Annotated in this window: 4 protein-coding genes (1 of these 4 only partly in view); all 4 read left to right on the top strand. The window is 73.5% G+C overall.

The genetic code is table 11. The features are described from left to right. Positions 1 to 12,968: the end of a hypothetical protein gene (locus ACFZAX_RS11430; protein ID WP_390960867.1), read on the top strand. Its footprint begins 19,003 nt before the window's first position; the window shows 12,968 of its 31,971 coding nt (coding positions 19,004–31,971); its start codon lies off the left edge, out of view; the stop codon is at positions 12,966 to 12,968. Positions 12,969 to 13,105: 137 nt separating this feature from the next. Continuing rightward, entirely contained in the window at positions 13,106 to 13,897 is a 792-nt protein-coding gene (locus ACFZAX_RS11435) for a hypothetical protein (RefSeq protein WP_390960868.1), read from the top strand. A 491-nt stretch (positions 13,898 to 14,388) separates the two neighbouring features. Continuing rightward, complete coding sequence (eccCa, locus tag ACFZAX_RS11440) at positions 14,389 to 18,315, top strand: type VII secretion protein EccCa (RefSeq protein WP_390960870.1); 3,927 nt, start codon at positions 14,389 to 14,391, stop codon at positions 18,313 to 18,315. Positions 18,316 to 18,367: 52 nt separating this feature from the next. Next, a complete protein-coding gene (gene eccD / locus ACFZAX_RS11445) occupies positions 18,368 to 19,768 on the top strand; it encodes a type VII secretion integral membrane protein EccD (protein WP_390960872.1) in 1,401 nt (466 codons plus the stop codon). The last annotated feature ends 7 nt before the right edge of the window (positions 19,769 to 19,775 follow it).

A 19,775-nucleotide genomic window follows, 5' to 3' on the forward strand; every position in this document is an offset into this window, starting at 1 on the left:
AGTCCGGGGGCCGGCGCCTCCAGACCACCTTCACGGGGGCCCTCGAAAACGCGGTCGGCGCTTCCGCCACGTCGCAGCGCGAGACGCGGGCCTGGCAGCGCTCCGGCGAACTGGCCGAGTTCCAGGTGCCGTACCGGTACCGGGTCACCGTGCGCAGCAGCCCGATGTCCGGCAACGGAGACGGCCGGGTCACGGGCCTGGTCTCCGCGACCCTGGGCGGACCCGGGACGCGTGAGTACCATGCCACGGCCGATGCCACCGCGACGCTGTGGTTCGACCGCGACGACCTGCCGGCCGAAGCTGACCAAGCGGTTCCTCTCGTGCGGCCCGCCGTCTTCGAGCGGGACCCCGCCGACCGGACCGCCCCGCCGCCCGGCACCGTCGTCATCGGTCTGGACGGGCTGACTCCCGCCGTGCGCGACGCGCTGGACGGCCAGGACTGGGTGCCCGACCGGCCGTTCGCGCTCTACTCCTTCGACGCCGGCGCGGAGCTGGCCCGGGCCCTGCGCGACGTCGACCCCGCGCTCGCCGGTCCCGACCGGATGCACACCTCGTTCTCGGACGAGAGTCTCCTGATCCGGCTCTCCCGGCTGGTGCGCCCGGGGGACGGCGACGCGGGCAGGCGGCTCGACTCCGTCGCGGTGGGCCGTCTGATGGGACGTACTGGGGCCGACCCCGCCACCTCGGTACGGCTGCGGCTGCTGCCCCAGCAGATCCTCGCCACCGGTGACACCGCCCTGGACGACGTCCGCACGTCCGGCGACGCGTACACGGCGACCGCCGCGACCACGGCGACCTCCTCGGCCACCACCCTGTACACCGCCCGGGTGACCCCCGACGACACCAACCGGGTCCTCCTCTCGGCGCCGTTCGCCCAGAACGCGGGGGCGCAGGGGCAGTCGGGCGGCGGCAACAACTACCGGCGCGACTACCTGAAATACGGACTGCCCGCGCGGGCCGGCAAGCCCGGACCCACGACCGGCCATCTGATCCGGGCGCTGGCGGTCCTGCACGTCACTGGCCCGGAGGAGAACCGCTGGGTGCTCGGCACCATGGTCCTGCGCGCCATGGACACCCCGCCCCTGCGGACGATTCCGGCGGTGACGGAGACCCCGGCGGCCACGGAGACCCCGGCGGCCACGGAGACCCCGGCCGCGACGGCTACCGGCAGCACTGCCGCCTCCGCCGAGCAGCGGGGCAAGGCGGCCGACCGGAGCACCGACCACCCGGGACGTGCTCAGGACACTGAACCGGACGCCACAGAACGGGCCACCGCAGAACCGGATGCGGCCGAACTGGACACCGAGGACGTACGCCGGCTGGCCGAGCGGCTCGGCGTGTCCGACGACACGGTGCGGGCGTTGGCCGGATCAGCATGGCGCCACCTGGCCGCTCCCCTGGAGATCGGCCGGGAACCGGAGGTGCAGGCGCGGCTGGAGGCACGGCGGGCCGCCGTGGCGCGGATCGTCGAAACCCTGCACGCCCAGGGCCCCGAAGCCGCCCGTGATCTCGCCGACCGGCTGGCCGCGGACAATCCCGAGCTGCGCGCCGCGGGAGTGAAGGTGCGGGGCGGAGCGAGGAGCGGGCCGACGACCGGAACCACCGACGAGAACGGCGCCGGGGGCAGCGGGAGTACGAGCAACCCCCAGCAGGCCCTGGATCCGCACCCCGCCCCGCCGGTCGCCCAGCAGCCCGACACGGTGTGGCGTCCGCCGTCGCCCGAACCGGAGTCGCCCCTCGGCACCGTCGTCCGCGAGCCGCGCCCGCCGCGCCCGTTGCCGGAGCTCGCCGGCGTGTTCGCCGAGGAGGGCGTACGGACGGAGGCCGGCGGAGGGAACGGGCGTCAGGCCGGCCAGGTGTTCGCGCCGCCGGAGTACACGGGGCGGCAGGGCGCCGGCCAGGAGCGCTACGCCTTCGCCGACGACCGGCTGCACAACGCCGTCCGCGACGGCGTGCTCGGGCTCCTGCCGCGGGAAGCGCGAGCGGAGACCGAGCCGCTGCTCGATGCCTACCTCGCGGCCACCGACGCCGGCACCGTCCTGCGCGAGGCGGTCGCCGGCGGACACACCGCGGTCCTGCGCCCGTCCGGTGGCCCGCTCGCCGTCACCGTGCGGCTGCGGCTCGCGGACTGGACCCAGCTCACCGGCGCGCGCGGCGAGCCCGTGGGCGACGCCGGGACCCACTCGCTGCCGGACGACGGACCGCGGCAGACCGCCCAGCAGATCAGGGCGTGGGGGGAGAGCACCTCGGCCGACCGGACCGTCGATCACGCTCTGAACGTCTCGCTGCCGCAGCCGATCACGCAGGCACTCTCCACCGTTTCCCAGCTTTCCGGGATCGTCTCCGGCACGCAGAGTGTCCTCGGCGGCTATTCGAAGAAGACCGCTTACAGCGCTTCCACCGCGCGGAGCACCACGCGAACCGTCCGGCCGGCGTCCGCCCCGGAGGAGATGCGCTTCCTCCACGACGTGGAAGTGGGCCTGGAGGTCCGGCGCAGCGGGCAGGACGGTCCGCAGCGCGCCCGCACGGTCGTCGAGCGGGCCGTCATCGGTACCTATCCGCGCGGGGCCGTACGCGCCCTGCCCCGGCCCGCCGGCACGGACCACGCCACCTCGGCGCTCTGGACAGAACTGTCCGGCGAGCCCCGGACGAGCACCGCGCACCTGTTCCAGGCCGCCGTCCCCGACGGGGCGGACACCTTGTTCCGCACGGCCGGACCCGCCACCGTGGGCGCCGCGGTCGCCCTTCCCGCGCTGTCCTGGGTGGACTCGGTGACCGGGGGCGCGGCCTACCGGGCCGCGGTGTTCGCCGCGGCCGGCCCTTCCCTGGCCGATCCGTCCGCGCCCACCTTCGAGACGCTCAACGCCTTCGCCGGGGTCCACACCCTGCTGTCGAGCCTGCTCGACGCCACCGGCGGTCTCCACTCGGCGCGGCTGGAATCCGCCGACGGACGGTCCGACGCGGTGCGGGTCGACGCCACCTTCCACAATCCCCGGGCGGTGGCGGACGGCACCGAGTTGTCCCGGATCGACGTGGAGGACGTCCACTCCGCCGCGGCGGGGGCGGCCTCCGTCCAGGGCGACGCCGCCGGCGCCGGTACCGACTTCGTGCTGTCGTGGGCCAAGAACTGGTTCGGGATACCCGCCCTGGTGCCGCTGCCCAAGCTCACCTACAACCGCTCGGTGCAGTACACCCTGCCGGGGCAGCAGGCCGACCACCTGGAGGTCCGCCGACTCAGGCACAGCGACGAGCCGACCACCGTCGTCGAGTACGACGTGCGCGTGGAGACCGGTTCGCTCAGTGGCGGGCCCGGCACACACACCTGGATCACCGCCCGGGTGCGGGTGCTCACCGCCGACGCGGCACGCCTCGGACACCTCCCCCCGGCCGCCGACGCCCACCTCCCGGCACCGTCCGAGGACCCGGAGGCCCAAGCCCGGACCGCTCCCGGCCGGGTGCTGACCCTGCCGCCCGCCGCCGACGGGTGGCTGCCGCCCACCAGCCGCATCGCCGAGATCGACCCGCGCGACGCCGGGGAAGCGCTGACCGGCGCCCTCGACCTCGTACGCAGCCGTTTCCCCCACTACCTGGCACCCCGCGCCCCCTGGCAGGACGCGCAGGCCGGAGCCGCGGCCGGCGCGGCCTCCGGCCGCCGCCCGCTCCACGCGGCGCAGCCGCACCACATCGCCAACCACCTCGCCCTGGCCGAGGCGTTGAGCCCTGCCGCGCTGACCGGACGGGCGCACCTGCTGACGGGGCCCGGCCACACTCTCGTGCTCACGAGCCCCGTGGCCGGCCGCGCGGGCGTGGAACAGCGCCTCCTGGTCACCGTCCGGGCGAGCCTGGACCAGACGGACTTCAGCTACGCACGGTCCCGGCGCGGCCAGACCGAGGTCGTTCAAGGCGCCTCCTTCAGCCTGCTCACCTCCGCTCTGCGGAACTGGAAGGTGGCAGCGGGCCTCGGGTTCAAGTCCGGTGACACGTCGGAGGAAGAGCCCGCCGCCACGGAACAGAGCCGCAGCCTCACCTCCGGGGTCACCTGGAGCGGCTCGGTCGACGAGACCGGCGGATTCTCCGCGGCCGGAGCCTTCGGCGGCGGTTCGCTCTGGCTCGCGGAATTCGATGGACCCGTGGTTCTCCACATCACCGCTACGCCGGTGCCGAGCACCGGGGAGGCCGTCGGCCATCTTGTGGAGGCCGCGCCCGTCACGGTCCGGGCGACTCTCGTGACGCCCGAGGACCTTGTCCTGGAACAGGACGGCGCCGGACTCCCGCGCAGCACGATGGAGTTCGAGTCCCGGACGGACGACACCGGAACGGTGGCACGGGTGCCGCGCACCGCCGAGCCCGCGCCGCCCCGCTCCTGGACGCCGGCCGTGGGGGAGCGGCTGCCCCGCGACACCCTGCACCTGGTCCGCACCGACCACCTGTTCCCCACCGCGGCGGCCCTCCTGCGCGAGATCGGGATGCCGCCGCTCGACCCGGCCGACGAGGCCGCCCTGCGTACCGCCCTGTCCGGGCTGGCCCCCCGCGTCCGGGACCTGGATGGAGCCCCCCGCCCGGTATGGAGCCGCCCCGCCCCCGCCGGCACCTTCCGGATGGTGGGGCGCGTGGAGGTCGCGGTCCGGGCCGTCACCGCCGGGCTGACCGCGATCGGGGAGAGCGCCCACGCCTTCCACTACGACCACTCCCTGGTCACCGCACTGGTCCGGGACACCGGAACCCACGACCGCCTGGCCCTGGACGCGACCGCCGAGGAATCCCTCGCCGCCGCCCAGCCGACCACGGTCGACCCGCCCGAATCGAGCAACACCACCAAGCTCACCTTCGGCTACGGGCGCAGCGCCCCGGTCTCCACCGGGCGCACCGCCAGCGGGCGCGGCGACCGGACGCACACCACCGCGGACGACCACGTGTGGGCCCAGGCGCCCACCGATTTCGTGGTCACCGTGCGCCGCTGGGACGAACTGCGGGTGAGCTTCGGGGACTACAGCTCGCGCAGGTTCAACGAGCGTGAGGTGACCGGTGACCCGGTGCGCTCTCCCGGTCTGGCCCTGCTGTCCTCCCGGTCCGCGCACGCCCTCGGCCTCGTGGAGCGCCCGGTCGGTCCGCCCGGCCCGGCCACCGATCCCGCCGGAGCCACCGCTCTCGCACCCGTCAACGTGCTGCGCGGCGACGGATTCGACCACGCCGTCCTGCTGGACGCCCCCGATCTCGGCCCGCTCGTCGACCAGGTCATGCCGCGTCTGCGCGAGTTGGGGCTGCTCTCCCGGGAACACGTCGAGGCGGTGGAGAGCGAGCTGTGGAAGGTGGCCGGACGGCAGGGCACCGCCGCCCTGCTGGAAACCATGCTCACCGGTCTGCCGATCCTGGTGCCCGACCGCAACGCGTACAGCACCTCGATGGCACGGGTCGTCCTCACCGCGGAACTGCTCGCCCCGCGCGCGGCCGGCCGGGAGCCCGGCGTCCACGTCCTGGAGAGCGCGAACGGGCGTACCCGGGAGACCAGCCGCTCCGAAGCACGGGAAACAAGCAGTCAGGGGCGGGCGGCGCTCGCCGGAACCTCCGACCAGTACGACGTTCTCGCCCCCGTCGGAGCCGGCCGCCTCAGGCCCACGGTCACCCGGTCCGACAGCGCGCGCACCCGCACCACGGACCAGCGGGACACCGCCGTGGTGACCGTCCTCCACCCGCACGTCACCGCCTTCGACGTACGGCTCACCGCCGAACTGGAGGTGCACCGCGCCGTCGCCAACGCCCCCACGCCGCTCGGCGGGCTGATGCCGCTGATCGGACGGGAGGCGCGGCACGTGCTGGGGGTGGAGGTGTTTCCCGGCGCGCTGCGGCTGGGCCACGCTGTGCAGGTGACGGGGCACGACCCCGCACCGGATCCTCGCCCCGCGACGGCACAGGAAACCGCGGACGTGGAATGGCAGCGCCCGGAGCCGCTCCTCTCCGCGGAGGCGCTACGGGACGCGTTCGTCGGCACCGTCGCCGATCTGCCCGCCCTGCGGAGAGCGGCCGAGTCACTGTTCACGGGCCGCGAGCTGTGGACCAGCCCCTCACGCGCCGCCCACTCCTGGCAGGGCGGCCTCTTCCTGGTGCGGTCCAAGATCGCGGCGGTCTTCAGCCCGCCCTACATGAACCAGTGGTTCCTGACCCTGGCGGCGGGAGGCACCCTCGACGAACCGGTGACGCTGCCGAGAACCGCCAGCACGGACCTGCCCGCCCGGCTGGAGATCAGCGCGGACGTCCGGGGCCTGCGGGTGGCGCCGTCGGGTCCGGACGGGGCGCTCCCCGACACGGTCGCCAAGGAGCCGACGCGCTCCGTGCTGCTCCCGGCCGGCCGTTCCGGCAGGGCCGCCGTGCGTCTCGGCGGTCCGCTGCGCGGCGACTCCTCCGCCTCGGCGGTCCGAGCACGGACGGACGCCGCGACGATCCGGCTCACGGGCCCGGACCGGCAGGCCGGCCGGTCCTACGCGCGGGTGGAGGCGGGCTCGGTCACCTGGCACCTCGTCCTCCGGCCGACGACGGGTGACCCCCGGGCGGTACGGGCGACCGTCACCGACCGGGCGGCTGTCTTCTACGTACCCACCGAGAGCCTGTCCGAGCCGCCGCCCCGGACGGACGCCGGTACGGACAGCTCCCTCCGGACCCGGGACACCCCGGGCGGCACCCGTGCGGCGAGGGGCGACGGCCCCGGCGCGGCGCATGCCGGCCACTCCCAGGACGCTCCGGCGACGGACGAGGGCCGCCGCGCGGGCAAGGACAAGGGCAAGGGCAAGGCGACCGACCCCGAGCGGGCCGACCCCGAGCGGGCCGACCCCGAGCGGGCCGGCGCCGAGCGGGCCGGCGCCGAACGGGCCGACGCCGCGCGGGGGCCCGCGGTCGAGACCTTGACACCCGATCAAGTGAGCGAAGCAGCACAGGAGTTCACCGAGGCGATGCTCGCCCTCGATCGTGCGCGAGAGGCACTGGCGGCGCTGGAGGAACGGGAGGCGCACACCAGCGCGGGCAGGTCCGACGACACCGTCCGCGAGATCGAGGCGGCGCGGCGGGAGGTCGAAGCGGCCGGACGACGGGCCGTGGCGGCCGACCGCGTCATGGGCCTGGTGGAGAGCGTGGAACCTGCCACCTTCCCGATGCCCACCGAGGCCGAACTGCGCGCGAACCCGCGTGCGCTGGGCGCCGGGCCGCTGGACCGTCTCCGCACATGGCTGGACGGGTCCGCCTCCGCCCGCCAGGACGACACGGCGGGCGTGACGCGCCGTACGGACGAGCAGGGGCTGGCTCCGGACCGCACCGAAGCCACCGGCTCGCACTTCCTGGAGCCCCTTCCGGAGTGGGCCGCCGCTCCGGACGACGAGTCCGCCGCGGTGACGGAGTCCCGCCCGGTCGAGGTGGCGCATGCTGTGGCCGAGGCGCCGGCCCTGCCGGCCCCGCCCACGCGCCTCACCGCGGGCATCCTCGGCGCCGGGGACGTGGTGCACAGCCTCGGCGCGGGGCCGCAGGACTTCACCCTCCGGATGGCGGACGCGCTCGCCGAGCCGCTGGGCACCGACAACGCCGACCTCGCGCGGGACCAGATCGCCGAGCATCTGCAGACCGAACACCTCGGGTCGTGGCTGTACGGGCTTACCAACGGCGAGACACGGAACCTGACCATCGACACCCCCGGATGGCAGGGCCGTATCCCGCTGCGCGCGACACTGCGCAACGCCCGGACGACGGGCACCGTCGCCAAGTTCGAGTTCGAGCCCGGGATCGAGTCCGGGACGGGCACGGCCGTGGCGTACGACGCCAACCGCGGCTGGAACGCGGGTGTCGCGGCGCGCGGTACCTTCCCGTTCGTCCGCCTGGACCTCGGTGCCACGTACGCGCGCGAGAGCGGCCAGGGCATGATCTACCAGGACATGAGCCGGATGACCGCCCGTGGAAAAACGGTCTCCAGGGCTCTGGCGGTCACGGTGGACGTGCGCTTCCAGCTGGACCTGTCGCATCTGGTCCGGGGCGACGGCACCGCCCCGCCCGAACCGCTGACCCGCAAGGCGGTCACACTTCCGGCCACGCTGTCCACGCCGTACGCGGACTCGCCCTCCGTCCCGCCGGCCGGCACCGCCCGTTCGGTGCCGTCGTACATGAGCCGGATGCGGGCGCCGGGCCCCTTCGACCTGCTCGTGGACTCGTATCCGGTGAACGCGGACAGCGATCGCCGCGACGGAGGGCTGAACGCGATCCTGCGGCAGCCCCTGCCGCACGTACCCGGCCACTCGCCCCGCGACGCGGCGGTGGAGGTGTTCGGCAGCGCCCGGGACGCGGACGAGGTGCTGGCCGCCCTCGAACAACTGGTGCCGTTCACTGCGTTGCACCAGCAACTGCGTACCCTGATGTGGGCCGGTCCGCTCATCGTCGACCTGCCGGACGGTCTCGGACGGGTCGAGCTGGAGGCCGAGCTGGGCGCCGCGAGGTTCGCCCACCACACGGAGAACGGCACCGAGTTCAACGTGGGCACGAGCACCGGCCAGTCGGTCCTGACCAGCTCCGCGCATTCCCGGTCGACCAACCTCACGGGAACCCTGCAGGGCAATCAACTGGGCGACACCACGTCCTGGATCCTCCCGGGCATGGCGGAGCCGTCCGGCTTCAAGGCCCTGGTGGGCGCGAACCGCACGGCCGCGAAAGAGGCCAACACGCTCCAGGAGGAGTCCGCCACCACCGGCGCCACCGTCAAGGCGAAGGTGCCGAGCTCCGTGTTCGACACGACCGTCGTGCTGACCGCGCGGTTCCGGAACGCCGACGGCCGTACCGCCGAAGGGCGGGCGCCGATGGGCGCCAGATTCGTCGTGCGGACGTCGGACACCGAAGCGGCCGTGGACGGGTCGTGGGCATGGACCTCCTCGTGGATCGAGCGGGGAACGGCACCGGCCGAGCCCCGGCACTTCGTCCTGCCGACCTACCAGGTCGGTGACGTCGTGCACCGCCCGGAACTCGAACTCTCCGACGACTCCGTGGTTCTCGCGCTGCTCGCCGGCGGCAGCGTCGCCATCCCGGAACTGACCCCCGTCCCGGTCTCCGCCGCGCCGCAGACACAGGCACGGGCCCCGAGGGGCCACCTCGTACGGGCCCGGTTGCAGGCACTTGGCTCGGTGGTGGACAAGAGCTGGAGCCGGCACGAGGCCGCGATCCAGAACGCCTTCAGCTCGGAGCGGCTGGCGGCGAACCTCACCCTGATGAGCCGGGGCGTGCTGCGGGGGCCCTCCTTCGACAGCAGCACGGTCCACGGCAGGGCGCGCATCGTCTCGTCGGCGCGGGTGCGGAGTCTGGCCTACCTGAAGGTCGTTCCGGGTTCCGAGCTGAACGTCGTCAACGAGGTCGGTTCCTCCTCCGCGGTGCGCAGCGGCTTCTCCACCCTGAATCAGGGACAGGGCGCCGCAGGCGCGTCCTTCGGTTTCACGGCCGGCACGTCGTGGCAGCCGACGGCGGGCTGGGGGCGGGGAAAGCGCGAGCGCGAGTTCTTCCGTACGGCCCAGTCGGCCAAGGAACTCGCCAACAGCAAGTTCAAGGAGGAGATGGCCCTCTACGCGGGCGAGGCGGTGTTCCGCTTCGGGGTGATCGGCGGCCAGGAGCGGCAGACGCGCGGTACGGCCACGAACGAGGGCGACGACGTCGTCGTGCCGTTCTTCGTGGCGATCCCGACCCGGCTGACCCGGCCCCACACGGTGGAGCGGGCCGGAGCGCAGATCTTCCGCGCGCAGGCCGCCGCGCCCGCGGAGGTGCCCGGACCCGCTGAGGTCGCCGCACCCGCGGCGGAGTCCGCGCAGGTTCCCGTACCGGCGGCGGAGTCCGCGCTGATTCCCGTACCTGCGGCGGAGTCCGCGCAGGTGCCCGTACCCACGACGGACCCCGGACCCCCGCGGTCCGTGCGTGACCGGTCCGTGCTGCCCGAGGACACGCAGATCCTCTCTCTGGGAAACAAGGGGCAGAACGTATCCACGAGAGTGTTCCGATCGCTCCGCGCCCAGTTGGGGGAGAGGGAGCTGGCCGAGGAGGAGGCGGCCTACGAGATGCTGCTCAGCCCCGGCTTCCTGCGGCCCCGGCTCGCCTCCCTCTCCTCCGCCTCGGCACGCAATCTGCGTACGCCCGAGCCCCGGAACCCGGTTCCCGTGCACACCGTCACCGGGCGGCACTCACGGGTCGTGTTCACGAGCGTCGGGGCCCACGATTTCACCTTCGAGCGGACCGTGAAGTCGTTCGAGGCGGAGACGGGGACGGAGGAGAGCGCCGTCACCGGACGCGCCGAAGACCGGATGCAGCGCACCACGCGCATCCTCGACAGCGTGGTGACCGCGCCGTACACCACCATCCAGAACACCGTCACAGCCAACCAGGACACCAGCCGCAGCACGGTCACCGATGCGGGCACGACCCTCGGGAGGAAGACCAAGGCCACCGAGTCCTACGGGGTGTTCAACGGCACCGTGCGGCTGCGGGGACGCGTCGAATACCGGCACGGGGACACCTGGGCCGCCCCGGCGGACCCGTTCACGGTGGACGTGCCCGTCCGCGCCGCCTTCCCCACCGCCCACCTGGTGCGGCCCGGCGGCAGCCCGGCACTGAACACCGGAGGGGGGACCCGGCGGCCGTCTCGGAGCACGCTGTTCAGCCGCCGGCTCAGGGAGAGCGACGTCACCGGCCGGGTCCAGGTGCTGTTGCCCGACGACGCCCCCGGTGGCCCGCTGGGTGACCTGGAGGCCCCCGGCATCGCGCTCTTCGGCCGCGAACAGTGGGCCAGGAGCAGCCAGGTACTGGCCCACAAGGTGCGGTCCACCGACCTGACCGCCGCCGCCCGGGGCGCCTTCGACGGGCAGCCCGTCGTCCTCACCTTCCCCGGCGGCCACGCGGAGGTGACGTTGATGCTGCGCGGCACGACGGTGCCGGAACACGACCGGCAGGTCGACACCGTCGAGTTCAACATCGGCAACTCCCGCGAGCACAACGAGGACAGCGTCGACGGTGACAACACGCGGTCCCGCGCCACCTCCACCTCCCAGCGCATGAGCGTGACCGGCAGGGCCGAAGCGGTGCCCGGCGTCGCACCGCTGGGCACCCTCGCCCACCAGTGGACCAAGGCCCAGGAGAACGCCGAGTCCCGGCTGACCAACGTCGGTGCCGGGGGCGGGACCAAGAGCAAGACCAAGGGGTCCGTCTTCCGCGACCAGGTCGACCTCCTCCTCACGGTGCACCGCGACTTCGCCGGTTCCCGGGCCAGGTTCGCCGCGATGAAGCTGTTCGTCGCGGACAACTGGCGGGCCCGTGCCATGCGGAAGAGGGTCGAGCGCCAGCAGGAGCTGCTCGACACCCTGACGGCCGCCGCCACGGAGGAGGAGCAAGCGGTACCGGGCACGGAAGATGCTCGTACGGACGATGTCCGAGACGCCCGTACGGAAGCCGGCCCCGCTCGTGCGGACGCGGACGCGGACGCGGACGCGGAGGCCGGCAGGCCGGTCACGGGCGCTGCCAGGCCCCAGCCGGTCACGGCGGCGGCCACCCCGGCCGCTGCCGTGCCGAGGCCCGTTCTGACCGACGTCGAGAAGTGGGCCATCCAGCGGGCCGGCCAGTTCAAGGCCACACTGCCGGCCCGGATGACCCATACCTCCCCCACCCGCACGACCGAGACCGTCGGACCCGCGGCGGCTTCAGTATCTGCGCGGCAGACGGAGCCGAACCGCCCGCCGGATGGGATCACGGCACCGATGCTCCGTGGAACCACGGTCCAGATGCGCTCTCTGTCGTCCATGGAGAGCGTCCGCAGCCTCGTCGCCGGCCGGGGTGCGGCGCTCTACGGCTCCTGGAACTCCCGCCACGGCGCCTCCTCGCGGACCCACGGCCAGTACGTGGTGGACAGGCTCAGCCGGCCCGCGCTGATGGCGTGGCTCAGCGACCGGCTGACCAACCCGGAGCGTACGGACGCGCTCGTCGTCACGGTGGGGGGCGTGCCGGGCGGGGCCATCGCCGTCCGCGTCGACACCCACTTCAAGGACGCGCTGACGTACGCCGGGCTCGACAAGGAGGCGGAGACGGTCACCACGTCGATCACGGGCAACCGCATCGACCTCTCGGGGAGCACCTCCTCGGCACACGCGGGTATGGCGGAGTTCGGCGCCGAGTTCGGGTACAGGCCGGCGCTCGCGCGGGTCTCCGCGCGCGCCGGAGGAGGGGCCCGTACACGCGGCACCGACCGCAGCAGGGAAGCCGGCCGCACCATTCTCAACAGCAAGACCCCGGTGCCCCACGCGCTCTACGAGGGGCATGTGCTGCTGCAGTTCACCTTTCTGCGCGACAACATCCCTCTGGAGAGCAGCAGTTACGGAGCCATCCCCTTCGAGCTGGCCGTGCCGCGTGACGAACTCCGCGCTCTGCCGGCCATCACGGAGGACGACGAGACGCCCCCTCAGGAGCGGCAGCCGTCCCCGGAACAGCAAACCCGCCAGGAGCGAACCCGCCAGGAGCAGCCCCTGCCGGAGAAGCCGGACGGCATACCGCTCGACGACCTCGCGGGCCGGTCCCGGCACGACGGCGCGGTGCCGCGCACGCGGGAGGCCCGGCCCGAGCCGCCCCCGACGCCGCCTCCCGCGCCCTCTGCGCCGCCTCCCGCTCCGACCCCCGCCCCGGCTCCCACGACGGACCGGGGGCCGACGGTCACGAGTGGCTTGCCAACGCCGCCTCCGCCCGGGGACCGGCCCCGCCGTTCGTCCCTCCCGACCACCGGGACCCGGGACCGCGGCCACCTCCGACCTCGGCCCTCGCTGAGCGGGCTGGACCGCTTCGGGCAGGGCGGCGACAGGGGCGGCGGCAGGGACAGGGACAGGGACGGGGACAGGGGCGGGGACAGGGACAGGGACAGGGACAGGGACAGGGACAGGGACAGGGACAAGGGGACGGACGGAACCACGGAAAAAGGGAAGTGATCCAGTGCGTCCGGGCACGGTGGCGACGCGGGGCGGTGCGCCCGTCGCGGTTCTCCTACGATCACGCCCGGGTCCCCGTTCACCCACGGCCGGTCGACCACCGCCGTCCGCGTTCCCCTACCGAGGCAGGCTCGCACGTGGCACAGCAGCAAACGGGCACCGGGCGTACCTCCCGGTCCTCCGGGGATCCGGCCGGCCAGGAGGACCGTGCCCCCCGCGCGCACCTCACGCGGCACCTGCTGACGGGAGCCGTGGGGCTCTGCCTCCTGGTGCTCGTGACACCGGCGTTGTTCCTGGACGACTCCGGCCGGCCGGGGCGCCCCGAAGCGGCTGCCCCCTCCGAAGACCACGAGCCGAGGCGCCCCAGCCCCCTCGCCGACACCGGCGCGACACCCCCGCCGGGCTCCCGGCCCGAACCGGCCCCCAGCGCCCCGTCCGCCCCCGGCCCGCCGGGCGCCCCTCCCACCCGGAGCGCGCCCGAGCCCGCCGTCGAGGCGTCCCCGACGTACCCGGCGGGAGACAGGACCGACGCCGAGGCCCCCGCCCGAACCTCCGAAGAGAGCAGCGCCCGACCCGGGGCGCGGCGCGGGACGGACGGCGTGGTTCGGGGCACCAGCGTCCTGGAACCCGGGCAGACCTGGTCCACCCCTCTGTTCGCCCTCGCCTTTCAGGGCGACGGGAACCTGGTGCTCTACGACCGGGAGAGCCGCCCGCTGTGGGCGTCCGGAACCGTGGGGCAGGGCGCCAGGACGGTCTTCCAGGCCGACGGCAACCTGGTCGTCTACACGCGGGACATGCGGGCCGCCTGGTCTTCCCGGACCGACGGCCACGACGGCGCCGAACTGGTGCTGGAAAACGACGGCAACCTCCTCGTCCGTCAGGGCGGCACGCGGCTGTGGGCGACGGACACCACCGTGCGACAGCCGTGACACCGCCAGTCGTGACGCCGCCAGTCGTGACGCCGCCAGTCGTGACGCCGACGGCCGTACGCACCCGATCGCACGCCCCACCACCCCACCGGCCGCGAGGAACGGGAGGACCGGGAGGAGGACCGGGAGGACCGGGAGGACCGGGATGAGCGGAGGACCACACGCCGAGCCCACCATCCGGCCGGGAGGCCGGCACGCCCCGACACTCCGCCGGGAGTTCGGGCAGTACCCGTGCCCGACCAGGCAGGATGCCCCCTGGGCACTGGCCGCCCCGGGGTCGTCTTCCTATGTTTTCCCTACCTGGGGTCGTACCCGCCGAACCCACCGCGCGGACGGCACCCGGCACGGCACCCCACGGCGTTGCCGGACCACCCGAGCGCATGCGGTCTTCACCCACTGACGCGACACGAATTCCGGACACGACACAGATGCCTGCCACCGGGCTGGAGATGGACCAGATGAACACCGTGGTTGTGAAACGCCCACCGCGCGTGTCAGGGCCCGAAGTACCGGAGGACCGCATCGAACTCGCCGAGCCGCCCGTGCTCGGCGAGCCGGCTGCGGCCGACCTCGGGTCCGTCATGGTCGTCCTGCCGATGGGCATCGGCTTCGGGGCGATGGCTCTGATGTTCACCGTCGGCGGCTCCACCTCCACGTACATGATGTCCGGGATGATGGGCGTCGGCATGATCTCCATGGGCATGGGGCAGATCGGCCGCGCCGGACTCGACCGCAAGCGCCGGATGCGCGCCGAACGCCGTGACTACCTGCGCTACCTCGCCCAGCTCCGTGTCCGGGCCAGACAGGCCGCCCGGGACCAACTGGCCGCGGCCGTGTGGGAGAACCCCCCGCCCGACCGGCTGTGGTCGTTCGTGCGCTCGGCGCGGGTGTGGGAGCGCCGGGCGGCCCACGACGACTTCGCGAAGGTACGCATCGGGCTGGGCACCCGCCGTGCCGCCCTCGAACTCGTCCCTCCGGAGACCAAGCCCGTCGAGGACCTCGACCCGCTCGCCGCGATCTCGCTCCGCCGGTTCACCGCCGCCTTCCAGACCGTGCAGGGCATGCCGTTCCCGGTCGGTCTGCGCAGCTTCAGCAGCGTGGAATGGGCCGGCGACGTCGAGGACGCGCTCGACCTGGTGCGCGCCGTGCTGGGGCAGCTCGTCACCCTGCACTCGCCCGACGAACTGCGGGTCGCCGTGCTGACCGACGAGGCGGGCCGGGAGGAGTGGGAGTGGGTGAAGTGGCTGCCCCACAACGCCCACCCGCGCGAGCACGACGAGGCCGGCCCGTTGCGGCTCGTCGCCACCGACCACGCGGAGTTCACCGATCTCCTCGGGCCGGACGTCTTCGACCGGCCCGACCACGACCCGCAGGCCACCCCCAGCGCCGCCGAGCCGTTCCTCGTCGTCGTCGCCCACCGCACCGCGATCCCCCCGGGCTCCCGGCTGCTCGGCGCCGGCCTGCGCAACACGGTCCTGCTCGACGTCACCGGCGCCATGCACGGCGGCAGCGGCGTACTGCGGCTGACCACGGAGAACGGTACGGTCTCCTTCCCCGTCGCGGACAGCACGGCTGAGGCCGACGCCGACGCGCTGAGCCGCGCCGAGGCCGAGAACCTGGCCCGGCTGCTGGCCCCGATGCGTACCAGCGGCACCATCGACCTGACCGACAACCCCTTCGAGTCCGACTTCGAACTCACCACTCTGCTCGGCATCCGCGACCCGCGCACCTACGACGTGGCCGCCCACTGGCGCCGCCGCCTCGACCAGAGCACCCGGCTTCGGGTGCCCATCGGAGTCACCGAGGACGGCGAGGTCGTCGAACTCGACCTGAAGGAGTCCGCCCAGACCGGCATGGGACCGCACGGGCTGCTCATCGGCGCCACCGGCTCCGGCAAGAGCGAACTGCTGCGCACCCTGGTGATCGGGCTCGCCGTCACCCACTCCTCCGAGGTCCTCAACTTCGTACTCGTGGACTTCAAGGGCGGCGCCACCTTCATGAACATGGAGCGGCTGCCCCATACCTCTGCGGTGATCACCAACCTCGCCGACGAACTGCCCCTGGTCGACCGTATGCAGGACTCCATCGACGGCGAACTCATCCGCCGTCAGGAGCTGTTGCGCGCGAGCGGCCACGCCTCCCTGTACGAGTACGAGAAGGCCAGGCTGGGCGGCGCCCCGCTGGCTCCGCTGCCCTCGCTGCTCGTCATCGTCGACGAGTTCTCCGAACTGCTCGCCGGAAAACCTGAGTTCACCGATCTCTTCGTGACCATCGGACGGGTCGGCCGCAGTCTCGGCGTCCACCTCCTGCTCGCATCCCAGCGGCTGGACGAGGGTCGCATCCACCGGGTCGAAGGACACCTCTCGTACCGGATCGCCCTGCGCACCTTCTCCTCCATGGAGTCGCGCAGTGTGATCGGTGTGGCCGGGGCCTACGAGCTCCCGTCCGTGCCGGGCAACGGTTTCCTCCGGGTGGACACCACCAACCTGGTGCGGTTCAAGGCCGCCTACGTCTCCGGCCCGTGCCCCCAGAGCCCCACCGGCGAGGACACCGAACGGCCGGACCCGGCGGCGGCCGGGGAGATCGTGCCCTTCGGACTCGACCAGCGGCCCGCCGCGGCGGGCCTGCCCGAGGAGCAGGAAGAGACCGCCCCGCGGCCCCCCGCCGAGCCCGACCGGCCGGCCGAGAGCGACGAGACACTGCTGGACGTCCTCATCGAACGGCTGGCGGAAGCCGGCCCGTCCGCCCGGCAGGTCTGGCTCCCGCCGCTCGCCGACCCGCCCAGCCTCGACCAGCTGCTGCCCGGCATCGTCCCCGACCCCGCCCGCGGCATGACCGCCGCCGAATCCTCGCTCCTGGGCCGCCTGCGCGTACCGCTCGGCATGGTCGACCGGCCCCACGAGCAGGTACGCGAACTGCTGGTGGCCGACCTCTCCGGCGCCGGCGGACACGTCGGCGTGGCCGGCGCCCCGCAGACCGGCAAGTCCGCGTTGCTGCGCACCCTGATGATGTCACTGGCCCTCACCCACACTCCGGAAGAAGTCCAGTTCTACTGCCTGGACTTCGGTGGCGGCGGCCTCGTCTCCATCGCCGGGCTTCCGCACGCCGGCGCCGTCGCCACCCGGCTGGAGCGCGACAAGGTACTGCGCACCGTCGAGGAGATCACCCAGCTTCTGGAGCGCCGCGAGCAGACCTTCACCACCCGCGGTGTGGAGTCCATGGCCGCCTACCGGCACCTGCGCCGCACCGGCGAGATCGACGACCCCTACGGCGACGTCTTCCTCGTGGTCGACGGGTGGGGGACCCTGCGCCAGGACTACGACGAGATCGACGACCGCATCACGACGCTCGCGGCACGCGGCCTGTCGTTCGGCATCCACCTGGCGGTCTCCGCCGTGCGCTGGTCGGAGATCCGGCCCCGCCTGCGCGACCTGCTCGGCACCCGGCTCGAACTGCGGCTCGGCGACTCGATGGAGTCCGAACTCGGCGCCCGCCAGGCGGCCGGCGTGCCTCAGCACCCCGGCCGCGGACTCACCAGCTCCGGACATCACTTCCTGTCGGCCCTGCCCCGCCTGGACAGCTCCTCCGCCACGGACGACCTCACCGCGGCCACCAAGATCGCCGCGGCCGAGATCGGAACCTTCTGGACCGGCCGCACCGCGCCCGGCGTCCGGCTGCTGCCCAGCAGGCTGCCCGTCGGCCGGCTGCCCGCCGCCGAGGGCGACCTGCGGGTCAGCATCGGCTGGGACGAACAGCGCCTGCAACCGGTGTGGCACGACTTCTCGGCCACCTCCCACCTGATGGTCTTCGGCGACGGCGAGACCGGCAAGACCAACCTGCTGCGGCTGATGGCCCGCGCCATCACTTCCCGGTTCCGGCCGGAGGAGGCGCGCATCCTGCTCGGCGACCCCGACCGGGGGCTCCTGTCGGCGGTCCCCGAGGAGTACCGCGTCGGCTATGCCGTCGACAGCCAGGGGCTGAGGGAACTCGCCGCCAGCACCGTGGTCTCGATGAGCAAACGGCTGCCCGGCAGCGACGTCACCCCGGAACAACTGGCCCGGCGGGACTGGTGGCAGGGGCCGCGGCTCTTCCTCCTCCTCGACGACTACGACATGTTCGTCAGCAGCTCCCTCGACAGCCCGACCGCACCCCTGGTACCCCTGCTCGCCCAGGGCGCCAACATCGGGATGCATCTGGTCCTCGCCAGGTCCACCAGCGGCGCGATGCGCGCCATGATGGACCCGGTTCTGCGCAGGCTGTGGGAGCTGGGCAACCCGGCGCTGCTGCTCTCCTACCCGAAGGAAGAGGGCAAGTTCATCGGCGAGGCCAAGCCCCGCTCCCTTGTCCCCGGCCGCGCCCAACTGGTCACCCGACGCGGTGTCCGGCTCGTCCAGACCGGACTGGTGGACCAGGAGTGAACGGGCTGGCGCCCCCGTCCCCCGCATCCCGGCCGTCCCACACAGGAGCGCCATGAGCACCTCCAGCATCATGTCCGACCCCGAATCCACCACCGTCTGCCGGATCACCGTCGACGGACCCGGGCGCAGCGCCGACCTCGGCGTCCCGTACACCGTCACGGTCGGCGCCCTGCTGCCCGTCCTGGTCGACCGGCTCCGCGCGGACGACGATCCCGACGGCGCGGGATACGTGCTGCAACGGCTGGGCGGCGAGCCGCTCGAACCGACCTCCACGGCCGGGTCGCTCGGTCTGCGCGACGGCGAGACCCTCTGTCTGCGCCGCGCCGACGACGTGCTCCCGCCGATGTTCTTCGACGACCTGGCCGACGGGGTGGCCGCGGTCGTCGGAGCACGGCCCGACCGCTGGCGGCCCGAGCTGACGCGGCGTCTGTTCGTCGGGCTCGGCTCCCTGACCCTGGCCCTGCTCGCCGCCTTCGTGCTCCCTGCCGGGCCGGGCAGGGAGAGCGCTGTCGAGTGCGGCGTGATCGCCGTGCTCCTGCTGGCGGGGTGCGCGGTCGTCAGCCGCTCCGCGGCGGCCGACCCGGCGACCGTCCTGGTCACCGGCGTGGCCGGCTGGATCTTCGCCGCCCTCGCCGGATGCGCGGCCCGAAACGGTACGCAGGTGCTGTCCGTGCCCGGCCGCCACGAACTGCTGCTCGGCGGGGCCTGCGCCGTCGCCGCGTCGCTCGTCCTGTTCTTCGCCGGACGGGTGCCGGTCAAGGTCTTCGGGGCCCTGCTCGTCGCCGCTCTCGGCGCCGAGATCGGCTCCTGCCTCTCGATCAGCCTCGACTGGGACGCCACCACCTCCGCCACGGTGGTCGCGGTCACCATGTTCGTGCTCAGCGCGATCGCCCCGCGCGTCGTGCTCCGCCTGGCCGGACTACGCGTACCGCAACTGCCCCGCAACGCGGAGGAGTTGCAGGACGACGTCGAGCCTCGCTCCCGGCAGGACGTCGAGCGGCGGGTCGCCGCCGCCGACACCTACCTCACCCTTTTCACCGTCGGAGCCTCGGTGGTCTACGCGGTGGACCTGGTCCTGCTGACCCGCCGCGACACCTGGTTCGAGTGGCTGCTCGGCCTCGCCCTGGCCGGCGCCGTGGCCCTGCGGTCCCGGGGCGTCACCGAGACCGGACAGCGGGTGGCGCTCGCCCTGGCCGGCACGCTGGGGCTGACCCTGGCCGTGATCCGGCTCCTCGACGACGGCGGGACCGGCGCGCGGGCGAGCCTCGGCGTCGTCCTGCTGGCCGCCGCGGCCCTGTTGCTCCTCGCCGCCCAACGGCTTCCCTCCGTCCGCCTGTTGCCCATCTGGGGCCACACCGCCGACATCCTGGAGATGGTCACCGCGATCGCCCTGGTGCCCCTGCTGCTCCAACACCTCCACGTCTACTGGTACTTCCGGTCCCTGGCCGGCTGAGAGGAAC

The sequence above is a fragment of the Streptomyces sp. NPDC008125 genome, assembly GCF_042957125.1.
Taxonomy (GTDB): Bacteria; Actinomycetota; Actinomycetes; order Streptomycetales; family Streptomycetaceae; genus Streptomyces.

What these genes read in the sequence shown, in the direction of transcription:
- eccD (WP_390960872.1), top strand. Translation starts at nt 18,368, where the DNA reads ATGAGCACCTCCAGCATCATGTCCGACCCCGAATCCACCACCGTCTGC.